19 protein-coding genes are annotated in these 21,100 nt (G+C 61.1%); 12 read left to right on the forward strand and 7 right to left on the reverse strand.

The window, feature by feature from the left end:
* Positions 1-191 precede the first annotated feature (191 nt).
* Both HALAL_RS0111000 and dapB read left to right on the forward strand, forming a co-directional pair.
* On the forward strand, positions 192-2,636 hold the full coding sequence (locus HALAL_RS0111000; RefSeq protein ID WP_084471965.1) for a polyribonucleotide nucleotidyltransferase: 2,445 nt from the start codon (positions 192-194) through the stop codon (positions 2,634-2,636).
* Positions 2,637-3,203: 567 nt separating this feature from the next.
* Positions 3,204-3,932 (forward strand): 4-hydroxy-tetrahydrodipicolinate reductase, encoded by a 729-nt coding sequence (gene dapB, locus HALAL_RS0111005; protein ID WP_025274060.1) that lies wholly within the window; start codon positions 3,204-3,206, stop codon positions 3,930-3,932.
* A gap of 18 nt (positions 3,933-3,950) precedes the next feature.
* Here the strand turns inward: dapB and HALAL_RS0111010 are convergent, their stop codons facing one another.
* The 3 genes from HALAL_RS0111010 to HALAL_RS0111020 all read right to left on the reverse strand — a co-directional run bounded on the left by HALAL_RS0111010 (position 3,951) and on the right by HALAL_RS0111020 (position 6,680).
* Positions 3,951-4,889 (reverse strand): ICP22 family protein, encoded by a 939-nt coding sequence (locus HALAL_RS0111010; RefSeq protein WP_025274061.1) that lies wholly within the window; start codon positions 4,887-4,889, stop codon positions 3,951-3,953.
* A gap of 410 nt (positions 4,890-5,299) precedes the next feature.
* Positions 5,300-5,992: a hypothetical protein gene (locus HALAL_RS0111015; protein WP_025274062.1), complete on the reverse strand. Its 693-nt coding sequence runs from the start codon at positions 5,990-5,992 to the stop codon at positions 5,300-5,302.
* A 1-nt stretch (position 5,993) separates the two neighbouring features.
* Positions 5,994-6,680 carry an LppM family (lipo)protein gene (locus HALAL_RS0111020; RefSeq protein WP_025274063.1) on the reverse strand — a complete coding sequence of 229 codons (687 nt, stop codon included), beginning with the start codon at positions 6,678-6,680 and terminating at the stop codon, positions 5,994-5,996.
* Positions 6,681-6,816: 136 nt separating this feature from the next.
* On the opposite strand from HALAL_RS0111020, the gene HALAL_RS16885 reads away from it, so the two are divergent.
* The gene (locus HALAL_RS16885) at positions 6,817-7,296 is read left to right on the forward strand and encodes a DUF2752 domain-containing protein (protein ID WP_025274064.1); all 480 of its coding nucleotides are present in this window, start codon (positions 6,817-6,819) and stop codon (positions 7,294-7,296) included.
* Positions 7,297-7,305: 9 nt separating this feature from the next.
* Here the strand turns inward: HALAL_RS16885 and HALAL_RS0111030 are convergent, their stop codons facing one another.
* Complete coding sequence (locus tag HALAL_RS0111030) at positions 7,306-8,121, reverse strand: DUF4097 family beta strand repeat-containing protein (RefSeq protein WP_025274065.1); 816 nt, start codon at positions 8,119-8,121, stop codon at positions 7,306-7,308.
* A 45-nt stretch (positions 8,122-8,166) separates the two neighbouring features.
* Entirely contained in the window at positions 8,167-8,655 is a 489-nt protein-coding gene (locus HALAL_RS0111035; protein ID WP_025274066.1) for a toxin-antitoxin system HicB family antitoxin, read from the reverse strand.
* A 332-nt stretch (positions 8,656-8,987) separates the two neighbouring features.
* Here HALAL_RS0111035 and thyX point away from each other — a divergent pair, with 332 nt between their 5' ends.
* From thyX to HALAL_RS0111050, 3 genes are all read left to right on the forward strand, one after another.
* Positions 8,988-9,740 carry an FAD-dependent thymidylate synthase gene (gene thyX, locus HALAL_RS0111040; RefSeq protein ID WP_025274067.1) on the forward strand — a complete coding sequence of 251 codons (753 nt, stop codon included), beginning with the start codon at positions 8,988-8,990 and terminating at the stop codon, positions 9,738-9,740.
* A gap of 235 nt (positions 9,741-9,975) precedes the next feature.
* Entirely contained in the window at positions 9,976-10,872 is an 897-nt protein-coding gene (gene dapA / locus HALAL_RS0111045) for a 4-hydroxy-tetrahydrodipicolinate synthase (RefSeq protein ID WP_029767787.1), read from the forward strand.
* Entirely contained in the window at positions 10,869-12,560 is a 1,692-nt protein-coding gene (locus tag HALAL_RS0111050) for a ribonuclease J (RefSeq protein ID WP_025274069.1), read from the forward strand. The genes dapA and HALAL_RS0111050 overlap by 4 nt, the downstream gene beginning before the upstream one ends.
* A gap of 55 nt (positions 12,561-12,615) precedes the next feature.
* Here the strand turns inward: HALAL_RS0111050 and HALAL_RS0111055 are convergent, their stop codons facing one another.
* Both HALAL_RS0111055 and HALAL_RS0111060 read right to left on the reverse strand, forming a co-directional pair.
* The gene (locus HALAL_RS0111055) at positions 12,616-13,413 is read right to left on the reverse strand and encodes a hypothetical protein (protein ID WP_025274070.1); all 798 of its coding nucleotides are present in this window, start codon (positions 13,411-13,413) and stop codon (positions 12,616-12,618) included.
* A 92-nt stretch (positions 13,414-13,505) separates the two neighbouring features.
* Positions 13,506-14,210, reverse strand: a complete 705-nt coding sequence (locus tag HALAL_RS0111060; RefSeq protein ID WP_084471966.1) for an SDR family oxidoreductase — start codon at positions 14,208-14,210, stop codon at positions 13,506-13,508.
* 62 nt (positions 14,211-14,272) lie between these two features.
* Here HALAL_RS0111060 and HALAL_RS0111065 point away from each other — a divergent pair, with 62 nt between their 5' ends.
* The 6 genes from HALAL_RS0111065 to HALAL_RS0111090 all read left to right on the forward strand — a co-directional run bounded on the left by HALAL_RS0111065 (position 14,273) and on the right by HALAL_RS0111090 (position 21,047).
* The gene (locus HALAL_RS0111065; RefSeq protein ID WP_025274072.1) at positions 14,273-16,879 is read left to right on the forward strand and encodes an FtsK/SpoIIIE family DNA translocase; all 2,607 of its coding nucleotides are present in this window, start codon (positions 14,273-14,275) and stop codon (positions 16,877-16,879) included.
* Entirely contained in the window at positions 16,876-17,265 is a 390-nt protein-coding gene (locus HALAL_RS0111070) for a DnaJ family domain-containing protein (protein ID WP_025274073.1), read from the forward strand. The genes HALAL_RS0111065 and HALAL_RS0111070 overlap by 4 nt, the downstream gene beginning before the upstream one ends.
* A 130-nt stretch (positions 17,266-17,395) precedes the next feature.
* A complete protein-coding gene (rimO, locus tag HALAL_RS0111075) occupies positions 17,396-18,847 on the forward strand; it encodes a 30S ribosomal protein S12 methylthiotransferase RimO (protein ID WP_025274074.1) in 1,452 nt (483 codons plus the stop codon).
* Positions 18,844-19,416 (forward strand): CDP-diacylglycerol--glycerol-3-phosphate 3-phosphatidyltransferase, encoded by a 573-nt coding sequence (pgsA, locus tag HALAL_RS0111080; protein WP_025274075.1) that lies wholly within the window; start codon positions 18,844-18,846, stop codon positions 19,414-19,416. The genes rimO and pgsA overlap by 4 nt, the downstream gene beginning before the upstream one ends.
* Positions 19,417-19,466: 50 nt before the next feature.
* Positions 19,467-19,901, forward strand: coding sequence for a helix-turn-helix domain-containing protein (locus HALAL_RS19215; protein ID WP_025274076.1), 435 nt, complete (start codon positions 19,467-19,469; stop codon positions 19,899-19,901).
* A 276-nt stretch (positions 19,902-20,177) separates the two neighbouring features.
* Positions 20,178-21,047 carry a PspA/IM30 family protein gene (locus tag HALAL_RS0111090; protein ID WP_025274077.1) on the forward strand — a complete coding sequence of 290 codons (870 nt, stop codon included), beginning with the start codon at positions 20,178-20,180 and terminating at the stop codon, positions 21,045-21,047.
* Positions 21,048-21,100 lie beyond the last annotated feature (53 nt).

Consider the following 21,100-nt stretch of genomic DNA (forward strand, 5'->3'; position numbering starts at 1 on the left):
GAACGACGGCAATTACCGTGTGCTTCGATCGAAGACCGGAACCGTCGGGCCAAGCTCGGTCCCGACCACAGGATGGCTCCAATGCACTGCGGTGTGGAGTTGACCCCGCGCAATGAGTCGCTGGGCCCACTCGGTGACAACCTGACAGGTGAGTTGTACTCCAAACAAATGAACGGAGTAAAGCAACTCTTATGACAGAACCAGAAGCCCCAAACGGGGTGAGCAACGCACACCGTCTTGGCAACGACCACGCCACCGCGGTGATCGACAACGGTGATTTCGGAAAGCGCGAGATCACCTTCAGTGCGGGAAAACTCGCCAAACTCGCGCAGGGGTCGGCGGTAGTCACGATGGGCGACAGCGTCGTCCTCTCCACCACCTCCGCCTCCCGTACGCCCAAGGAACACTTCGACTTCTTCCCACTGACGGTCGACATCGAAGAGCGTATGTACGCCGCCGGTCGGATTCCCGGGTCCTTCTTCCGCCGGGAAGGGCGTCCCAGTGAAAACGCCATCCTTACCTGCCGTCTCATCGACCGAGGCATCCGTCCCACGTTCGCCGACGGACTGCGCAACGAGGTGCAGGTAGTCGGAACGATCATGTCGCTCGACGAAAAACACGAGTACGACGTCATCGCCATGAACGCCGCATCCATGTCCACCCAGTTGGCCGGGCTCCCGTTCTCGGGTCCCCTGGGGTCGACCCGAGCGGTGCACATCGACGGCCAGTGGGTCTTCTTCCCCACTGTGGAGGAAATCGAACGGGCCACCTTCGACATGGTCGTCACCGGCCGTGTCCTCGACGACGGCGACGTGGCCATCATGATGGTCGAGGCCGAAGCCACCGACACCTCCTATGACCTCATCGAAAACGGCGCACCGCAGCCGACTGAGAACATCGTCGCCGACGGTATCGAAGCGGTCAAGCCCGTCATCGCCGAACTGGTACGGGCCCAGAGTGATCTGGCCTCCCGCACCGCCAAATCCGAAGGCGAGTACCCGCGCTTCCCCGAATACCAGGACGATGTCTTCGAGGCCGTGGAACAAGCCGTCGGGCCACGTCTGGATCGCGCCCTCACCATCGCCGACAAGGCCGAACGCGGGACCGAACTCGACGCGGTCAAAGCCGAACTACTCGAGAAGATCGGCGCCGATTTCGAAGGTCGCGAAGGCGAAATCAGCAATGCGCTGCGCTCGCTGACCAAAAAGTACGTGCGTCGTCGGGTGATTTCCGAGCGCCTCCGTATCGACGGACGGACGCCGACCGATATCCGTCCTCTGGCGGCGGAAGTGGGCATCCTGCCCCGCGTGCACGGTTCGGCCCTGTTCGAACGCGGCGAAACCCAGATCCTGGGAGTCACGACGCTCAACATGCTGCGCATGGAGCAGTCGATCGACACGCTCTCGCCGGTCACCAAAAAGCGCTACATGCACAACTACAACATGCCGCCCTACTCCACAGGGGAGACCGGTCGCGTCGGCACGCCGAAGCGCCGCGAAATCGGTCACGGCGCCTTGGCGGAACGGGCTCTGGTGCCCGTGCTTCCCGGCAAAGAGGAATTCCCCTACGCCATCCGTCAGGTATCGGAGGCGATCGGTTCGAACGGTTCGACCTCGATGGGGTCGGTCTGTGCGTCGTCCATGAGCCTGATGAGCGCCGGGGTTCCACTGAAGGCCTCGGTTGCCGGTATCGCCATGGGACTCATCAGCGAAGAGGTCGACGGGGAAACCAACTACGTCACCCTGACCGACATCCTCGGAGCGGAAGACGCCTATGGCGACATGGACTTCAAGGTCGCCGGTACCACCGAATTCGTCACCGCGCTGCAGTTGGACACCAAACTCGACGGGCTTCCTTCGGACGTGCTGAAGAACGCTCTCAGCCAAGCCAGGGAAGCGCGCCTGGAAATCCTGGACGTCATGTCCTCGGCCATTATCGCGCCCGGCGAACTGGCCGCCTCCGCACCGCGCATCACTACGCTCAAGGTTCCGGTGGACAAGATCGGTGCGGTCATCGGTCCGAAGGGACAGACGATCAACCAGATCACCGAAGACACCGGTGCCGACGTGACCGTCGAAGACGACGGCACGATCTACGTATCGGCGGAAAACGGCTCGCAGGCCGATGCCGCCGTCGAAGTGATCAACGGAATCGCCAACCCGGCACAGGCCAACGTGGGTGACCGTTTCCTCGGTACGGTCGTCAAGACCACCGACTTCGGTGCCTTCATCTCACTTCTGCCCGGTCGCGACGGGCTCCTGCACATCTCGAAGGTGGGCGACGGCAAGCGCGTCGACCGCGTGGAAGACGTGCTCAACGTAGGCGACAAGCTCGAGGTGGAGATCAGCGATCTCGACAATCGCGGCAAGATCTACCTCGACAAGGTCTACCCCGAAGGCGAAGAGCCGGAAGGCTACAAGAAGGGACGTCCACAGCGCGACGAAAACCGTCGCGAAGGTCGCGGCGGTGGCCGTGGAGGTTCGCGCGGGGGAGGATCGCGGAACAACAACGAAGGCCGCGGCGACTCGGACAACGAAGGGCAACAGCGCCGCCGCCGTCGTCGTCGGGAGTTAGGTGACCGCTCAGCTTGCCCCAGGCACTCCATATTTGCGCTGTGGGGGATTCTCACGACCTGAAGGTCGCGACGAATCCTCCTCGCGCAAATCTGAAGCACCTGGAACAACCTGAGCTCTTCTCCAGCTCTACCGCCGCTGCACACGCGCTACGCGCGCTGTTAGCGGCTCGCCAGTTGGCTCATCCTTGGGGAAAGTGTGACGGCAGCTCTTTAGGGAGCACAGGCAGCTCTACCGCTTCTGCGCTGCGCTCGAAGCTCGCCAGTTTCGTAAAACTTGCGCGATGGCCGATTTCGTCCTGAAGGTACGGCCGGCTCTACCGCCGCATCGCACTTTCAGTGCTAGCATCTCGCCAGTTGGCGTAGCCGTGGGGATGGAGTGACGGCAGCTCTTTAGGGAGCACAGGCAGCATTACCTACCGCATGTACGCACGCTATGTGGTCTGCTGGCGGCTCGCTGGTTGGGTTTTCGGATTGGTGCTGGAGCTTGGGCGTGCTCGCGGTTCAACTTGATACGTTATATCTTTGGCTGGTTCCTCGGTTTGACACTGGGGGACCGGCTTTTAATGTCTACGGGCGATGGTAGATACGCCTGCGTTAACCGGTTAACGAACCAGAAGGGTGGACGATGATTCGGGTAGGTATTTTGGGGGCGCATGGACGGATGGGTTCTACTGCCGTTCAAGCGGTTAATGAGGCCGGGGACATGGAATTGGTCGCCGCGCTGGGACGGGATGACGAGTTGGAAGAACTCAGTCGGGCCGAAGCCGAAGTGGTTCTGGACTTCACCTTGCCCGACGTGGTCATGTCGAATGTGAAATGGTGTCTGGACAACGGCATTCGTCCTGTAGTGGGCGTCAGCGGTTTTGACGCCGAACGGATTGATCGTGTTCGTCAGTGGGTCGATGGCGCACAGTCGGGCGCGGCCATTATTCCGAACTTCTCGATCGGAGCGGTCTTGATGATGCGGTTCGCCGCTCAAGCGGCTCCGTATTTTCCGTCGGTGGAGGTCATCGAAGCGCACCATCCCCGTAAGATCGATGCTCCTTCCGGCACCGCAGCGCATACCGCTGAGCGCATCGCACAGGCACGACGGGGTTTGCCGCCCGCTCCGGACGCCACCGAGCGAGATGAGAAAGGTGCGCGGGGAGCCGATATCGATGGAGTTCCGGTCCATGCGATACGTTCTGCCGGGTACGTGGCCAGCCAGCAAGTCTGGTTCGGTGGTGAAGGGGAACGGTTGACGCTGTCTCACGACTCCACCGATCGGCAGTCCTTCATGCCGGGTGTTTTGCTGGCGATTCGACGTACCGCCGAATCGCCAGGTCTTACAGTTGGTCTCGATGAAATCTTGGACTGATTTTTCTCTATGCGAGGTTTAGGAACTCTGTTCTTCGTCCTCGCTGCTTTCATCGCTGGGTTCGCTCGGTTCCGGCTCGGTGTCGTCCTCCGGCACGTCCTCCGACTCCTCGGGTGTTTCAGGCTCGTCGGAGGTTGATTCCTCTGGAGACTCGGTGGGTTCGTCCTCCGGGGTCCCGGAATCGTTCGCCTCAGGGGAGTCGGTATTCTCCGCATCCGTCTCGCTGTCGGCGTCTTCCTCAGGGACAACGTCTTCCGGAACAGCACCGCCTGGATCGTCGTATGGCGCCTCGTCCTGTTCGGCGGGGGCGCTTTCCGGCGGTGCGCTGTTGTCGCCGTAGTAACGACTGACGTTTCCAGTGGCGACTTGGCCGACGATCGACAATATGATCATGGTGAGAACGAACACCACGGCCGAAGAGATGGCGGCCGTCAGCGTGGTCCGTTTCCAGCGCTTGCTCTGTTTGTCGGTCGAATCGAATTCGGCGAGCGGCGGCATTTTCCGCGTTTCGGTGAGGGGAGCCGGTGTTTCGGGAACGACCGGAATCACCGACACCTGAGTCGCGTCCAGGTCGGAGTCGTCGGCGTAGCGAATTGCCACCGGATACGTGGCGCTGGCGGTAGGTCCGTCGCCGGTATGGGACGCCGGGTTTGAGCGACGTAGAGAGTTCAACTGGGTGACCTGCGCCTTGACCTTGGCGTGGGTCGAGCGCATGGCACGCAGTATGAATACGGAACCGACAGTGGCGCACACACTGAGAATCGCGGTTCCGGTGACTGTCCCCCACAATCCGAGCCCTTTGGCCACCACGGCTCCTAGGGTCGAGGCGGCGGTCGCGGCCGCTATCTGCCCCAAGCTCAGCGACGTATCGCCGCTTCTATGAGTCCGAGTGCGGTTAACGGTGGCCGGCTGTGGGGTAATGGTTGGTGTCTGTTTTTCAGCCTGCTGTACAGCCACGAGCCCTCCTGGCATAAGTCAATGAGGTGGTGGTATGGACGTGGAAGGTGGTCTGGACATGGAATGTGTCCCGGCTCGAGTGGCATTGAGACCGGTGAGATGACGAGTGATCGTCTCCGTGAACGGATCCTGTCGGTAGACCGTGAAGATGGGGTTCCCCCGATGGCGAGTATTCAATTATGGGTATACATGGAGTCGGAGAATCAATGAGACGATCCATGCCCGAACTCCAATGGTCACAGTTCACGCATCAGGATGCTACCCATTGTGTGAAGTATTACGATTTGATATCAACCGTATTACGATACTTTACCGCCTGCTACACACGAGCATTCACTCGGGTGGGCATAGTCCCCTTGATGCGGCACTACATTGTGCAACACGCTATTGACCAAGGGTATTCCGTGGATTTATTCCTCCACCGGGCTCGGCGACGGGCTCGGAGAGGGAGACGGGGAAGGCGACGGTGAGGGTGAGGGCGATATGGAAGGTGAGGGCGACGGGCTGATCGAAATGCTGGGTTCGGCCGTCGGGGTCTCGGTCGGGGATTCGGTGGGAGACGGTGAGGCGGTTTGGGGAGGGGGCTCAGCGGTCGGCGGATTGATCGTGACCGTCACCCGGGGTGGAGTAACGTAACGATCCCCTTGGCCGGTGAACACCCCGAGCAGGAGGAGTGCGCCCATGGTGATGGCGAAGACGATGACACTGGCAATGGCGGTGCTGACCAACAGGCGTTTACGGGAGGAGGATTTGTGTACGTATTCGTGGGACGTGGCTTTAAAGGTGGGTATGACATTCGTGCGCTCGTCATCCGCTTCTGCGGTGGCTTCGGTTTCGGTGGAGTCCTGTTCGGTTACCCGAATACGCTCGTGAGCGCGTCGCATGGCACGCAGGATCAGTACCGATCCAATGGTGGCGACCAGACTCAGAATCGCGGTACCCCAGACGGTTCCCCAGGCACCGAGGTAACGGATGATCAACGCTCCCAAAGTGGAGGCACCGGCGGCGGCGATGACCTGTCCCACCGTGACCTTGGTTTCGGACTCGTCGGGTTCTTCCGCGGGTTTCTTTCCTCGTGTGCTCCCGCTGCGATAAAGCTCCATGTTAGAAGCCCTGTCCCGGTTTACGCAGGGAGTACCGGCTGAGGCGATGCAATTGCCATGCCCATAGGGCACCGAGCACCGCGATGGACAGGGACAATGCGATGAGGGTGATGCGACCGCCGTCGAACTGCACTGCCCGGGCGTGGAGACGGTATTCCTGACCCGGTTCCAGAACCCAGGTGACCGTTCGGCCTTCCAGCGTTCCGTTGTGTTCGGCTACGTTGGCGGGAAAGGTGACCGCAACCTGGTAATTCAGGCCGGGGGGTAGCGTGGCGGTCGAATCGTGCTTGAGATTCCAATAGCCTTCGGCCACCCAGGTGCGCTCGCTTCTACTGACCGATAGATTGCCCATTTCGTTGGTGATGAACGGATGCATGGCATCGATCGGTATATTGTGGAACGACACGCGCTGTCCTACCAATCCGTGGCGGTGAATCGATTCCCGGTGCTGGTAGGGAACGGACTCGATAACTCCGTTGACGAAACCGTTGAATTGTCTCGGCGTCATTTCGGAATCGTTCACACTGGTCTGTTGCCACAGGTCTCCGTCCCACATCACCGTGATCGAGCCGCTGGCGGTGTTGTCCGCGCGCAGGTCGACGGCAGCGTTGGCGTGAACGCACGCGGTCAGAGCGAACACGAGCCCCAACGTCATCGTGAGCGCGGCGTAGCGGCGTGGGAGAGACATGACATGAGATTAAATCCAAATCATCCCGTGATGTCGCGAATTCGCCAGACCGCGTTATTGGATTCGTGTTCGATGCGAAAGTTCTGAGGTAGACCGCCGTCGAGCGTTCCTGGTGTAATTCCTCTATGCTGTAGGCATGTCGTTGAGTACCGTACCGGAGACCGACACCTCGCAGTCTCGTTCTGATCAGCCCTCGCAGCGTGGATTCTGGCGAGGCTGGATGGGGCCGGTCGCGGTTCTGGCCGGTTTTGTCGTGGCGGCCGGGGCGGTTCTGTGGATCGATCCGACCGACGACGTCGGCCCGACGACGTGTCTGTTTAAAATGATGACCGGTTTCGACTGCCCGGGGTGTGGTGGAACGAGGGCCTTCTACTACGCGTTGACGCTGGACATACCTGAGGCGGCGCGTCACCATGCGATTGCGGTGTTCGCCGCCCCGTTCTTGGTATGGATGTTCGCTACCTGGGCCGGGCCGCGTTTGTTTCCCCGCCTACGCTGGAATGTACCGCGATTGCGAATGACTCCGGCCGTTATCGGTTGGTTCTTTGGTGCCTGGGGGTTGTACTGGGTATTGCGGAATCTGCCCTTCGAACCCTTTAGCCTCCTGTACGTCTAGCGTGTGCCATCAAGCCCGTACCGAACGGTGCAGGTGGATGTCTCCCGACAGCGAGCGGGCGTTGATCTCTACGTTCTTGCCGTCCTCGCTCGGTCGAGGCGAGGTGTCTCCGGCGGCGAGGTCGCTGATGACCGAACCGGCCTTCGCGTCCAAGTCCATCCATATGTCCGTGCCCGGAACGACGCCGATGTCGATGGAGCCGGAGACGGTCTTGGTGTTCACCACGCCGTGGGAGACCGCTTCCAGGTCGATGGAACCGGACACCGTTTTGGCCTTGATCGAGGAGTCGGCGCGGTAGACGGTCGCGGTTCCGGAAACGGTGTTGATGCTGAGTTCACCGCCGACGTGATTGATGTCGACCGATCCCGAGGCGGTGTTCACGCGAACGTCGTCCGAAGCGTTTTGGATGTTGATGCTTCCCGAGGCCGTGGTGGCGCGCACGGTCTGTGCCTGCTCTATTTCGATCTGCCCGGCGGCCGTGTGTGCGGCGACGGGACCCATCCGTCCCAGCGTGTAGAGCGGTGCGGAGGCCGATTTCAGGCTGATGTCGGAACCGAACGGCACCTTGACGTCGATGTGGACGGCGATGTTCTTTTTGAAAAACCAGTTGCTTTGTTTTTCCGGGGCGACGATCCGAAGGTGGTTGGAATCGAAGTCGACCTTGGCCAAATCGGCCGCGTCGTCACCGGAATCGCTGGTGCGGGCCGCCCGGATCTCGACGAAAACGGTATCGGAGTCGTGTCCGGTAACGGTGGCGGATCCATCGGCCAGGGTGATGGACGCGGTTATGGGCCCATCGGCTTCGAATTCGGTGTACTCATTCATGGTTATTCCCTTTGCTGATGTGTGTGAGCGGTCATGGGTCGCGTATTAGGCCCGTGCGTAGCCGGTGACGCGTTGACTGTGCTTGGCGCCGCGTTGCGGTCCCGAGCCGCGTGAATGTACGGCGCCGTTGACCGCTCGTACCAGCCAGGCATTGACGGATATGCCGGAGTTCGCGGCCGCGGCCTCCACATCCTCCTTGAGCGATTCGGGTAGTCGTAGCGTGATTCGGGAGACGTCGTCGTCGCTGGGTGGTGTCGGTGGAACTTCTGCCACGTCGGTTTCGACGTTGTTTATGGTGAAGCTGACGTCTTTACCTCGGATCTTGAGGTCGACCGAAGCATCCGACCCTGCCTTGTCGAGATCGTCGGTGATCTCGGCGGCGGCCTCGGAGAGAGCCTCCATCAAGGCAAGACGTGCACCGGAGTCGAGAGCCTCGGCCAAGAGTTCGGCGGTCTGTGCGGCATCGTCACCCGCCGGCGCGGCAGCGGCTGTGAGGCTGCGGCGCAGTGAGTCGATGTACGGTGTCAAATCCATGACGCCATAATGACATCATATTTGATGTCTGTCAAGTCCAGCGGGCGAAACCGAACGTTCCGTCGTGCTGATGTCACGGTACTCGAGTTGAAACACGGTCAAGCGAATGTTGGACGCCCAGGGTGGAGAACTGAAAACCGGTGGTAAACGGGTGCGCGGCCGCAGGTGGAGTGGAAGGGGTCGTCGCACGCCGGTGAGTGCTGGCTCTCGCGGGTTCAGAGGGTAGAGTCATTAGTCGAAGGACCACGGTGACCAGGCCCGGGTGGTGCTACGACGGCAAGCGTAGGCCCGGATCGGCCTAGGTACGGCGATAATACAAGGGGGACACTTCCATGACAGAGATTGCACCGCTCAATGTTCGGCTCATCGCCTGGACGCATTTCGAACCGCCGGAGGACGTGCCGTGGGAGGCCGACGCCGAGGGCGGCCAGGCTCTCGCGGAATTCGCCGGACGTGCCTGCTATCAGTCCTGGAAGAAACCCAACCCTAAAACCGCGACCAATACCGGCTACCTTGATCATATTATGCGTGTGGGTCACCTGTCGGTCTTGGAGCACGGCAGTGTCTCCTTCTATTTGACCGGAATTTCACGGTCGCTCACCCACGAGCTGATTCGCCACCGGCACTTCTCCTATTCGCAGCTGTCGCAGCGTTATGTTCCCGAACGGGACGCCCAAATGGTCGAGCCCGACGTGATCGCCGACGACCCGGAGCTGCATCAGAAGTTTCTCGACGCCGCCGAAGCGAGCCAGAAAGCCTATACCGAACTGCTCGAAGGGCTGGAGAAGAAATTCGCGGATGTGGAGAACCGGACGCTGCGTCGCAAGCAAGCGCGCCAGGCTGCACGGGCGATTCTTCCCAACGCGACTGAGACTCGTATGGTGGTAACAGGCAATTACCGTGCTTGGCGTCACTTCATCGCGATGCGGGCGAGCGAGCACGCCGACGTGGAAATTCGGGCCATGGCGATCGAGTGCCTGCGCCAGCTGCAGGACAAGGCCCCCAATGTGTTCGCTGATTTCACCATCACCGAACTCGAGGATGGAACCGAAGTGGCATCGTCTCCGTATGTCACGGAGGGGTAGAATCCGCCGAATTCCCCGTGGAAAAATGTTGAAGGTGGCCCCGTGGGGCGGCCACAATTGAGGTAGTTGTGACTGGTCAGGTAGTGGAGCTTCGAGCGATAAGACGGTAACGTCAGAGCTGGAATGGACCGGGTCGGACGGCCTGGTAGTGACCTGACCAGTAGCGTTGGTTCGTTCGCGTCCCTCCGGTGGGTAGCCTCCGGTGCGGGCGCCTAACTAGTATTGGTGAAAAAGTATGCGTAATGTGACGCGCCCCTTCGGGCGGACATTGGTTGCCATGATCACGCCGTTTACCCGTTCCGGAGAGCTGGATGTGCCGGGGGCGGCGGAATTGGCCAGGTATCTGGTGGATGACCAAGGTTGTGACGGTTTGGTGCTCAACGGCACGACCGGTGAATCCCCGACGACCACTGACGCCGAGAAGGTTCAGCTCATCGAAACCGTGGTCGACGCGGTGGGAGATCGTGCTCATATCGTGTCCGGAGCGTCCACGAACAATACTGCGCATTCCATCGAACAGGCCAAGGCCGCTGAGAAGGCCGGAGCCAACGGTTTGCTGCTGGTGACGCCGTACTACTCGCAGCCGCCTCAAGACGGTGTGGAAGCGCATTTCAAGGCGATCGTCGACTCCACCGATCTGCCCGCCATGCTGTACGACATTCCGATACGCACGGGTATCACCCTTACTCCCTACACCTATGACATTTTGGCAAAACACCCGCAGATCGTGGCGGTCAAAGACGCCACGCACGATATTCGTTTTACGCAACGTGTTCGTGTGGACACCGGCCTGGCGGTATACTGTGGTGTCGATTCGTTGAATCTTCCGGCGTATTCCACCGGTCAGGTCGGCGTGGTCAGCGTCATCGCCCACCTGGTTGGCAAGCACATCAATACGATGTTCGACGCTTACGACAAAGGCGAGACGGATCGCGCGCTGGCGGTGTCCGACGGTCTGCTGCCTGCGTTGCATGCCTTGCAGGGTCCGGCCCAGGGGGTAGTCGCGGTGAAGGCGGCATTGAAGGCGAAGGGCCTTCCCGCCGGTGATCCGCGTATGCCTTTGCCGCCCGCCGATGCGCCGACCGTTGAGCTTATTAAACAGAATCTGGCGCTGGTGGAGGAAAACCTGTGAGTCTAACGCGACCGAAGAATCTTGCCGCACCGTCCGAATTGGCTCCCGGAGGGTTGCGCGTCGTTCCTCTGGGGGGACTGGGCGCGATCGGTCGTAACATGACCCTCTTCGAGCATGAGGGTCGTCTTCTGATTGTGGACTGCGGAGTGCTGTTTCCCGATGTGGATCAGCCCGGGGTGGATTTGATTCTGCCGGACTTCTCACCGATTCTGGATCGGCTCGACGACATTGAAGCCATCGTGGTCACTCACGGCCACGAGGATCATATCGGTGGTATTCCATACCTGTTGAAACATAAAAACGACATTCCTCTGGTCGGGTCGCAGTTCTCGATCTCGCTCGTTGAGGCGAAGCTGAGAGAGCACCGCATCAAGCCGACCACCACGATCGTCACCGAGGACGACACCCTGGACCTTGGTCCGTTCGGGCTGGAGTTTCTAGCGGTCAACCACTCGATTCCGGACGCTTTGGCGGTCGCGATTCGTACCTCTGCCGGTTTGGCCCTGCACACCGGGGACTTCAAAATGGACCAGTTGCCGCTGGACGGCCGCATTACCGACCTGGCCGGCTTCGGTCGTTTGGGCCGTGAAGGTGTGGACCTGCTCCTGTCCGATTCCACGAACGCGGAGACGCCTGGTTTCGTGACGTCGGAACGTGAAATCGGACCGGTCATCGACGACATGTTCGACGGGGTGCAGGGGCGTATCATCGTCGCCTCGTTCGCCAGCCACGTGCACCGCGTGCAGCAGATCTTCGACGCCGCGCACAATCACGGCCGGAAGGTCGCCTTCGTGGGCCGTTCCATGGTGCGCAACATGGGGATCGCCCAGGACCTTGGCTTGTTGCGGGTTCCCGAGGGGCTTCTGGTCAGCATGGATCGGGCGGTGGATCTGCCCAACGACGAGGTCGTCTTCATGTCGACCGGTTCGCAGGGCGAACCGATGAGTGCCTTGGGACGCATGGCCTCCGGTGACCACCGGCATATCACCATCGAGCCCGACGACACGATCATTCTGGCCTCGTCGCTGGTACCGGGCAATGAGACCGCCGTCTATGGTGTGATCAACCGTCTTGCCATGACCGGGGCTACGGTGATCCACAAGGGTGTGGCCAAGGTGCACGTCTCGGGGCACGCGCCGGCCGGTGAGTTGCTGTACGTGCTCAATACCGTGAAGCCGTCCAACGTCATTCCAATCCACGGAGAGGCACGCCATCTACAGGCGCACGCGCGTTTGGCGACGCAGTCCGGAGTGGAAGAGGATCAGGTGATCGTGGCGGAGAACGGTGACGTCATCGATCTGATCGACGGTAAGGCGGAGCTGGTCGGGCATGTCGACAACAAACTCGTTTACGTGGACGGTCTTTCCGTGGGCGACGTGGTCGAGCCCGTTCTGCGGGAACGTCGCGTGCTCGGAGACGGGGGATTCATCTCGGCGACGGTAGTGATCGATTCGGAGAACGGCAAGGTCGTCGGTGGCCCCACGATCTCGGCCAAAGGCTTCTCCAACGATCCACGTGCCTTTGACGAGGTTTTGCCGTTGATCAACAGTGCGATGGAAAAGGCGGCCCGTGACGACGTCCTCGATCCGCACCGTCTGCAACAGATCATGCGTCGAACGGTGGGGAAGTGGGTCAACGACACCTATCGGCGGCGCCCCATGATCGTTCCGCACGTGCTGGAGGTTTAAAGCGCCGAGTTATCGTAATGGCCCTGGAATTCTTCGCAATTCCAGGGCCATAATTCTATTGCGGTGGGTTTTGGTTGGGTTGCATGGTCACCGTCGGCTGATTGGGGCCGCCGCCGGTCACCGGCCCGTAGTATGGTCCCTGGTTCTGCTGGGGCTGCATCTGCAGTTTTAGATCCATGAGGAACGTGGAGGCCGCGAGCGCGATGGAGCCGAACATGACGAAGTAGAAGCCGCCCCCGACCGAGACGCTGATGTCCACCTCGTCTTGGTCCTGCTGCAGAAAGTCGACCATATGGGAGGCCTCGGCCATGGGAATGTAGGCGGCGGCGATGCTCAGGACCGCCAGAAAGACCGCAGCGGCACGGACCGGCCATTTGATTCGATCGAAGCGGGTTGCGGCCGCGATGACGGCGAGAACCAGGAACGGCAGGATGATCAGGCTCTTGTTTTCGAATCCACCCGAAGCGGCATAAGGGATGGAGTAAATGGAGAACATGCCTCCCGATTCACTGAGATCCTCCGTGTCGACCTCGACGATGGGGAGGATGAGTCCCACTGCCAGGAGGATGAGTCCGAGGGCGGCGACGATGAGCCCCAGGATCATGCCCAGCGGCGGTTCGGGTTTCGACATCGCGGGAGCGGGTGGAGGCATGGCCGGGGGTGGCGGGGGCGGCGCCGAGTGCGGCGGTTGCTGCTCACTTGGGCTGCTGGGTTGAGACGAGCCTTGGTCGGTCGGCGGGGTCATGTCCGGCGCGAAGGAGACCTTGTCGGCATCGGAATCGGGTATGGAGTCGTCCCCGGATTGATTGCCGTGTTCCGGAGGCCCCGAGGGAGACGGGTTTGAATGTGTCATGTCCCCACCATACTGGACGGGGACTCCGGGCAACCGTATGATTGCGTGAAACACCGTCACGTCGTTGGGAAGTGCCGACGAACGTCGCCGTGTTACTTCTTTGGTGTGGACATCGACAATGGATTCGGCGGTGCGACACGGACGTCCTCGAAAACCAGGTCGGCGGGAGAGTCCACCAGGGCGATGATCGAGTCGGCGATGCTGTCGACACTGGTGGCGCGGGCAGGATCGTACTTCGCTCCGAGGTCGTCGCGAACCTGACGCTGCATGTCGGTGTCGAAATGGGAGGGATACAGGCTCGAAACCCGCACTCCGTGAGGTCGTTCCTCCGCTCGTAGGGAATCGGCGACCGCTTTCAGCGCATGCTTGGACGCCGCATACGAGGCCCATACCGGACCGGCGGAGAGTCCCGCTCCGGAATTGACGAACAGAATATGCCCCTTCGATTCTCGCAGGCGAGGCAAGAGCACTCGAGTCAACTCCACGGGAGCCAGTACATTGACGTCCAGAGACTGACGCCACTGTTCCAAACCTTGTTCGGCGAGTGAACCGATATGGGCCACACCGGCATTGTGAATGAGAATGTCCACCTCGTCCACATCGGCTTGCTGTACGGCACCGGCTATCGTCGTGGCGTCCGACAGATCCGCCACAATGGTCGTATCGACGTCCAGGTCTTCCACAGACGAGTCGTTCCGTACCACCGGAACCACCCGGTCGCCGTGAGCGATGAATTTTTCCGCCAGCGCACGACCCAAACCGCGTCCGGCGCCTGTAATCACTACTGTTTTTCCCACGTCTGTACTTTAACGCCCAACTCCGCAGCAAGTCTTCCATTGTGAGGGTTATCCTCAATTACATGGCCGGAACCTCACGTGCCCGTAAGACTACGGCGAAGAAGCGATCGCGCACCACGCGATCGAGTGCACGACGCTCCACGAACACACGTCGCACTCCACCGAGGCAGAGCGGCGGAGCCAAAAAGCGGACCACCGCACGCCGTTCCTCCACGGCGGGGCGCACGAAAAGGACCCCCGCGCAGAAGCGGGCCGCCAAACAACGTCGTGCCGATATGATTCCCGGACCGCTCGAAGCCGGAGGTATGGCGGCACGGGGAATTTGGAGCGGAACCGCCCGCGCCACCGGGTGGCTCGCCCGTTCGGTGGGACAGGAAGCCGCCAGCGCGCGCGAGTTGGACCCCGAATTCCGACGTGACGGTTTGGGGCTCATCTGGATCGCGCTCGGCATTGTGTTGGGCGCGGCCGTATGGTTCGACGTCACCGGCGTGGCGGGCAAGTACTTTTCCTTCGGTTTGGAATGGCTCATGGGCTTGGCCACCCGCGTGTTGCCGGTCCTCTTGGCGTTGTGGGGAGTCAAACTCATGCGTCAAGCACCTCCCGAGGAAGGACACGGACGCTCTCTGGTCGGCTGGATCGCCATGTGGGCCGCCTGCCTCGGCCTACTGCATCTCATTGACGGCCAACCCACCGCCATGAGTGACCGTATGGAGGCGGGCGGACAGCTCGGCTGGATCATCGGTGGAGCGCTGTCCTTCGGAGTCTCGGCCTGGGTGGCGGTGCCTTTGCTCGTGCTGCTGCTGTTTTTCGGCGTATTGGTCGCCACGGCCACGCCGGTCGCCGAGATCCCGGCACGTCTGGCGTCGTTGTGGGCCTTGGCGACCGGAAAGGTTCCCGACTATTCCGGAGCGTCGGAAACGCGCGATGCGGACCCGCCGGATACTCCCAAGAAGTCAAAACGGCGTCGTCCCACCAAATCCGAAACACAGGACACCGTGGTCATGAGCGAGGAGGACGAGCCCTCCGGGCCACCACGGTTGAAACCACAGGAGGTACCCCAGCTCAACGACGATCCGATCGATGTGGCGGAGGAAGCCGGTACCGGAAGTGCCGATTCGGCGGCGGTCATCATGCCCGAGAAAGCCCCCGAACCGCCTACCGCGTCCGCGCCGTTGGTCAACGAGGTGGATTCGGAGGGTACGTACGAGACGCCCTCGCTCGACCTCCTGACGGTCGGCCCGGCCGCCAAGAAACGCTCGAAGGCCAACGAAACCGTCATCGCCTCACTTCAAGAGGTCTTTGAACAGTTCAAAGTAGACGCCGCGGTTACCGGATTTACGCGTGGACCCACGGTGACACGCTACGAAGTGGAACTCGGCCCGGCGGTGAAGGTCGAACGTGTTCTGCAGCTGTCGAAGAACATCGCCTACGCGGTCAAAAGCGCCGATATCCGTATCATCAACCCGATCCCCGGGAAAAGCGCCGTCGGTGTGGAAATCCCCAATACCGACCGGGAAAACGTCGCCCTGGGAGACGTGCTGCGCTCGCGGCAGGCACGCGACGACCAACACCCCCTCGTGACCGGGCTGGGCAAGGACATCGAAGGCGGCTTCGTGCTGTCCAACCTGACCAAGGCTCCGCACATGCTCATCGCCGGAGCGACCGGGTCGGGTAAATCCAGCTGCATCAACTCGATCCTCATGTCACTGTTGACCCGTGCGACCCCGGACGAGGTGCGTGTCCTGTTGGTGGACCCCAAACGCGTCGAGCTCAGTTCCTATGAGGGCATTCCCCATCTGGTGCATCCCATCGTCACCAACCCGAAGAAGGCCGCCGACGCGTTGAACTGGGTGGTCAAGGAAATGGACCAGCGTTACGAAGACCTCGCCGGAGCCGGAGTGCGGCACATCGAGGAGTTCAACAAAAAGGTCGACGCCGGAGAGCTGGAAACCATGCCCGGCAGTGACCGTCCCGCCCGCAAACACCCCTACCTCCTGGTCATCGTCGATGAGTTGGCCGATCTGATGATGGTGGCGGCACGGGACGTCGAGGAAGCCGTGGTCCGTATCACGCAGCTGGCCCGAGCGGCGGGCATCCACCTCATCCTGGCGACACAACGCCCCTCGGTGGACGTCGTGACCGGACTGATCAAGGCCAATGTGCCCTCGCGGCTGGCCTTCTCCACCTCGTCCCTGGCCGACAGCCGAGTCATCCTGGACCAGCCGGGAGCCGAGAAACTGGTCGGTCGCGGAGACGGGCTCTTCCTCCCCATGGGTGCGGCCAAACCCGAGCGTATCCAAGGGTCCTGGGTCGGAGACGCCGAAATCGACGCCGTGGTCGCCCATGCCAAACAGCAGATGACCCCGCAATACATCGAAGAGGTCACCGCGAGCGCATCGGCCAAGAAGGACATCGACCCGGATATCGGCGGTGATCTCGACGTGCTCTGTCAGGCCGTCGAGCAGGTCGTGACCACGCAATTCGGATCGACATCGATGCTGCAACGTAAACTACGTGTCGGGTTCGCCAAGGCGGGCCGCCTGATGGACCTCATGGAAACGCGAGGCGTCGTCGGCCCCTCCGAAGGTACCAAGGCCCGAGACGTCCTGGTGAAACCGGATGACCTGGACGGGGTCATCGCTTCGTTGAGAGGAGAACCCACCCCATGACCAAAGCGGAACGCGGAATCGAAGGAGCCATCGCCGACGCACAGCGGCGTGGAGAATTCGACAACCTACCCGGCGCGGGGAAACCCTTGCCGCAGGATTCCGAATCCTATGGCGAGGACTGGTGGTTGAAGCAGAAGAGTACCCGGGAAAACATCGGTGCCGACGCCTTGCCCACCACCATCAAGCTCGCCCGTGAACTCGACGCACTCGACGACACTCTCGCAGGGCTTTCCACCGAAACCCGGGTACGAAAATACCTGGACGACCTCAACACGCGACTGAAGAAGGCCCTCATGTTCCCCGGCGACGGGCCACCCCTCCGGCGTGGACTCGTGCAGGTGGACGAGGCCGTCGACGCCTGGCGCTCCCAGCGACGCGACGCCTGAGGCCGCCCCTGAGCCGGCGAGTCGACCGGGTGGCGGAGGTGCACATCACTCTCTAGTCGTGGAGTGAAAGGTAATGCACCTCGCCGCCTCGGCCCCCGGCAAAGTCCCCACGATGGTCGGTAGAATCTGACTGGTGTCAGCAGTGGATGAAAACTCACGAAAAGTATCGGTCGTCACCCTAGGATGCGCTCGCAATGAAACCGACTCCGAAGAGTTGGCGGCGCGTCTGGACCAGGGTGGGTGGTCGCTCACCGAGGAAAGCGACGACGCCGATGTCATCATGGTGAATACCTGCGGTTTCATCGAGCAGGCCAAGACCGAATCGATCGACACGCTTCTGGCGGCGTCCGACACCGGCAAGAAGGTCGTCGCTACCGGCTGCATGGCACAGCGTTACGGTGACGAACTGGCCGGATCGCTGCCGGAAGCCGACGCCGTTCTCGGTTTCGACCATTATCCTCGCATCGCCGAACGGCTGGATCAGGTCCTCGCCGGGGAGACGGTCACCTCGCATCGACCCACCGACCGGCGCAAGATGCTCCCGGTCAGTCCGGTACAGCGCCAGGACAACGACACGGTCGTCCCAGGCCACAGCCGGGAAAGCCAGGCCGACTCCGCGGCCGTCGACCAATCGGCGCCGGCCCACCTCACCGTCATGCGTCGACGGCTCAGCAGCGGACCGGTGGCCAACTTGAAGATCGCCTCAGGTTGCGATCGACGCTGCACCTTCTGCGCCATCCCCAGCTTCCGTGGCTCGTTCATCTCCCGTCATCCCGATGAGATCGTCGCCGAGGCGGAGTGGCTCGCCTCCGACGGCGTCCGTGAACTCAACCTTGTCAGTGAGAACACCACGTCCTACGGTAAGGACCTGGGCGACCCCGACGCGCTGGTGGGCGTATTGAAGCGCCTCGCCGACATTGACGGGATTGAGTGGATACGGCTGTCGTACCTGCAGCCGGCCGAACTGCGCCCGGCGCTGATTACGGCAATGGGAACGATAGACCAGGTCGTTCCCTATTACGATCTGTCGTTCCAGCATTCCGCATCGGAGGTACTGCGGCGGATGCGGCGTTTCGGTTCCACCGAGACCTTCTTGGCGCTTCTCGATCAAATTCGCTCCTATGACCCGAACGCGGGAGCCCGCACGAACGTCATCGTCGGCTTCCCCGGCGAGACGGAGGCCGACGTCGACGAATTGGCGGATTTCCTGGATCGGGCCCAGCTGGATGCCACCGGAGTATTCGCCTACTCTGACGAAGACGGGACCGCCGCCGTCGAACTCGACGGTCACGTGGACCAAGACGTCGTCGACGAACGTGTCAGCCGCATATCGGCATTGGTCGACGAGCTGGTCACCCAGCGCGCGGCGGAGCGTATCGGTGAGACCGTCGACGTGCTGGTGGAATCGGTCGCCGACGACGGTGTCGACGGGCGGGCGGCGCATCAGGCCCCCGAGGTGGACGGAACGACCGCGCTGGTGGGCGATGTCGACGATCTTCGGGTGGGCGATATGGTTACGGCACAAGTTGTAGACGCCTACGGTGTAGATCTGACCGCTGAAGTAATCGAGGTTTCTCGGTGAGCACACATCCCCGACCGGTATCGGTGTGGAATATCGCCAATGCCATTACCGTCGCGCGAATCGCGCTGATCCCGCTGTTCGTCTATATCGTCGTTCAATCGGGTATGGACGACGCCAAGCTCCAAATCATCGCGACCGCGGTGTTTCTCATCGCCTCCCTTACCGATTTTCTGGACGGTTGGCTGGCGCGTTCGCGCGGATTGGTGACGTCGTTCGGTAAGCTCGCCGATCCGATCGCGGACAAGGCGTTGATCGGGGCCGCGCTTATTCTGTTCAGTTTTTACGAGGTACTCCCGTGGTGGGTAACGGTTATTATTCTGGTTCGTGAACTGGGAATAACCGGACTACGCATGGCTGTTTTGAGACATGCGGTGATTCCGGCGGGTAGCGGTGGTAAAGCCAAGACTGTTTTTCAGATCTCCGCTGTGGCCTGGTATTTGTTCCCTTGGCCCGAGCCGATTGACATGCTGGGGCCGATATTGATGGCTATAGCGTTCGTACTGACGGTATTCACCGGACTGGACTATCTCTGGAAAGCCTGGAAAGTGTCTGGACGCAATGTCGGGTAAACGCGCTAGTCTATAAAGCAACACTCAAATTGACAGACTTGGAGGACGCGATGGTCTTGATGAGGGAAATGCTTGGACAGACCCTTCGACGACGTCGCCGTGCCCAAAGGCGGACCCTGCGCGAGGTTTCCAAAGACGCGAACGTGAGTCTGGGGTACCTCTCCGAAATCGAAAGAGGTCACAAGGAACCGTCCAGCGAGCTGCTCTCGTCGGTTTGCGGCGCACTCCAAGTGAAACTCAGCGAGGTCCTAGCGGATGTCACCCGTGAAGTCTCCAGGGCCGAACGCGACGATCACGTGGAAACGGACGCCACACAGGTTCGGGTGCTGCCTCGTCCGCAGCTGCCCGCCACCGAGCACCGTCGCCCTCTGGGTGGCGGCGACAAGCACGCTCGGCCCAAGGGTTCTTCCGTGCCGGTGAATTCGTCTCACAAGCGAACGACGGGTGGCGAAGTGACCAATTCGGTGCTGGAGTCGATCGGCTGACCGTAATCGGGCGTCGACTCCGCCTCGAGGCTTGCACTGGGGCGTACTAGAATCGGGTATTGACCTGTGCGTGAGGCCGCTACGGCGGTCTCTACAATTAGTTGTGGTTATCCTTGAACGTACTGCGGTAGCGAGGATGGCTCACCCTGGAAACAGGACCTATCTCGTCTCTAGTTGCGCAGCGGCCCGAGCTGATTCACACTGGAAACAGGTGGGGAACGTTTGCAAACCTTATTAAAGCGTCGGCGTAGAGTAAACCACCGGAAGGACCCAATAATGGCCAATCCGTTCGTTAAGGGCTGGAAGTATCTAATGGCGCTGTTCGGCGCGAAAATCGATGAACACGCCGACCCCAAGATTCAAATCCAGCAAGCCATTGAAGAGGCACAGAAGCAGCACCAGACCTTGGTCAGCCAGGCTGCCTCCGTATTGGGAAACCAGCGTCAGCTGGAGATGAAGCTGAACCGTCAGATGGAAGAGGTCGAGCGCCTCCAATCGCAGGCTCGCCAGGCGTTGGTCCTTGCCGACAAAGCCCGTGCCGACGGGGACGAGAGCAAAGCCCGCGAGTTCGAAAACACCGCTGAAGTGCTCGCCGGTCAATTGGTGTCCACCGAACAGTCGCTGGAAGACCTGAAGGTCATGCACGACCAGGCCCTTCAAGCGGCGGACCAGGCGAAGGAAGCGGTGGAGAACAACCAGAAGATGCTGCAGCAGAAGCTGCAGGAGCGCACCAAGCTCATGGGGCAGCTCGAACAGGCCAAAATGCAGGAGACGATCGCTTCGTCGTTGGAATCGATGTCCAGCACCGCCGGTGGTGGCAGCACGCCCGACTTCGGCGAGGTGCGCGACAAGATCGAATCGCGCTACTCCACGGCCATGGGGCGTGCCGAATTGGCGAGCAACAGTGTGGAAGGCCGCATGATGGAGGTCGAGAAGGCCTCCCAAGACATGGCGGGTGTCTCGCGACTCGATCAGATTCGTGCCTCCATGGAAGGCGACAAGCTCTCCGGTTCGGCCTCGGAATCGAAGGGGGCCGAAGAGAAGCCAGCGGCCGAGGGGAAGGACTCGTCGGTCACCAACGCTCGTTTGGCCGATATCCGCGCCTCGATGGACGACGGTGGAGAGGCCGACACCGCGAAAAGCTAGAGTCGGCGACACGGCTTGCCGACGTCAGCGTTTCCGCAGCGAGCCGTGGAACC

Origin of the sequence: Haloglycomyces albus DSM 45210 (assembly GCF_000527155.1) — a bacterium.
Classification (GTDB): domain Bacteria; phylum Actinomycetota; class Actinomycetes; order Mycobacteriales; family Micromonosporaceae; genus Haloglycomyces; species Haloglycomyces albus.

Coding starts and splice junctions, on each gene's coding strand:
- HALAL_RS0111000 (WP_084471965.1), top strand. CDS start 192: ATGACAGAACCAGAAGCCCCAAACGGGGTGAGCAACGCACACCGTCTT.
- HALAL_RS0111015 (WP_025274062.1), bottom strand. CDS start 5,992: ATGGAGCTTTATCGCAGCGGGAGCACACGAGGAAAGAAACCCGCGGAA.
- HALAL_RS0111020 (WP_025274063.1), bottom strand. CDS start 6,680: ATGTCTCTCCCACGCCGCTACGCCGCGCTCACGATGACGTTGGGGCTC.
- HALAL_RS16885 (WP_025274064.1), top strand. CDS start 6,817: ATGTCGTTGAGTACCGTACCGGAGACCGACACCTCGCAGTCTCGTTCT.
- HALAL_RS0111030 (WP_025274065.1), bottom strand. CDS start 8,121: ATGAATGAGTACACCGAATTCGAAGCCGATGGGCCCATAACCGCGTCC.
- HALAL_RS0111035 (WP_025274066.1), bottom strand. CDS start 8,655: ATGGATTTGACACCGTACATCGACTCACTGCGCCGCAGCCTCACAGCC.
- thyX (WP_025274067.1), top strand. CDS start 8,988: ATGACAGAGATTGCACCGCTCAATGTTCGGCTCATCGCCTGGACGCAT.
- dapA (WP_029767787.1), top strand. CDS start 9,976: ATGCGTAATGTGACGCGCCCCTTCGGGCGGACATTGGTTGCCATGATC.
- HALAL_RS0111055 (WP_025274070.1), bottom strand. CDS start 13,413: ATGACACATTCAAACCCGTCTCCCTCGGGGCCTCCGGAACACGGCAAT.
- HALAL_RS0111065 (WP_025274072.1), top strand. CDS start 14,273: ATGGCCGGAACCTCACGTGCCCGTAAGACTACGGCGAAGAAGCGATCG.
- HALAL_RS0111070 (WP_025274073.1), top strand. CDS start 16,876: ATGACCAAAGCGGAACGCGGAATCGAAGGAGCCATCGCCGACGCACAG.
- HALAL_RS19215 (WP_025274076.1), top strand. CDS start 19,467: ATGGTCTTGATGAGGGAAATGCTTGGACAGACCCTTCGACGACGTCGC.
- HALAL_RS0111090 (WP_025274077.1), top strand. CDS start 20,178: ATGGCCAATCCGTTCGTTAAGGGCTGGAAGTATCTAATGGCGCTGTTC.